Source organism: Allobosea sp. P4_C6 (assembly GCF_056402015.1).
On record NZ_JBFUIF010000262.1, the window covers coordinates 1 to 1,159 of the forward strand.

2 protein-coding genes are annotated in these 1,159 nt (G+C 59.8%); both read right to left on the bottom strand.

Features of this window, described 5'->3' with window-relative positions:
* Positions 1-443 precede the first annotated feature (443 nt).
* Positions 444-665 (bottom strand): hypothetical protein, encoded by a 222-nt coding sequence (locus AC1DVA_RS28505; RefSeq protein WP_476808145.1) that lies wholly within the window; start codon positions 663-665, stop codon positions 444-446.
* Positions 666-770: 105 nt separating this feature from the next.
* Positions 771-1,159: Ros/MucR family transcriptional regulator (locus AC1DVA_RS28510; RefSeq protein ID WP_476808146.1), on the bottom strand; the 389-nt coding region annotated here is incomplete at its 5' end.

The following is a 1,159-nucleotide window of genomic DNA, read 5'->3' on the forward strand; positions in this document are numbered from 1 at the left end:
CCACTTCGATGTCGATGCCAGCGGCCACGACCCGGCGGGTGGCTACCGTCGACCCGATCAGGCCGAGCGCCTGAAGCACCAGCGCGAGGTGGCCGAGCGTGCGCTCTGGTTTTGGGCTTCCTCCGGGTGACTTACCCAGCCTGTGGCACCGCTGATCAATATGTCGGAAGTGGTTGATTTATATGGCGCTCCCTAGGGGAAGGGGCGTTTCGACGCGAAACTACCGAAAAATACGGTCCTGAGAGCGGGTCGTCACGGGGGTATGCATGCCAAAATGTATGACAAAAGTCATGCGGTCTTTTGGTGCTGACGCCGCTGCTCGCGAAGACGCCAGAAAAATTTCTGGACGCCCGATCCCGGACCTAAGTATCGGTAATCCCGCCTCCAGAAATCCTACTCGGTAGAAAATGCCTGACCGCGACCAACCCGCCCCGCAGCAACACCTAAATCCACTGCTTAATCGTATCCGGCCCGATCTGATGCATATCGATCTCTGAATCGCTGAGCCGGCGCTGCAGCTTCAGCACCGGCTGAGGCAAGAGGATGCTGCTAACAGCAAGCGCAGTCATCGCCTCTTCCTCTGATGCGGCGGCGACGAAGAACTCTTGGCGATCAGTCGACGTCGAGGACGTGACTTCAATCTGGTAGGCTTTGATGAGGCTCATTGCGGTTCCGGTCCTGATTGACCGGTCGCCTTAGCACACACCAAGCAGCCGTCCACTCCAGACGGAGAGCCGCGGCGGGCACATCTAGCGCCCGCCGTGCACAAATCACGCTGAGACCTTAGCCCGGCTACGCTTCGCAGCGGCTGGCGCCGCAATAGTCTTCCGACGCTGCTGACCCAGGCCCATGGATTTAGCCAGCTTTGAGCGAGCTTCTGCATAAGCAGGAGCGACCATCGGGTAGTCGTTTGGAAGGCCCCATTTCGCGCGATAAGCCTCCGGCGACATGTCGTAGGCGGTCCGGAGATGCCGCTTCAGCGATTTGAACTTCTTCCCGTCCTCGAGGCAGATCAGCCAATCGGCCGTGATCGACTTCTTGATCGAAACGGCCGGGACAGCCTTTTCTTCGGGACCCGGCGCGGTAGCTTGGCCAAGTCCTGTGAGCGCTGCATGCGTGCTGGCGATAAGCGCGGGCAGCTCAGATGTCGGCACGCTGT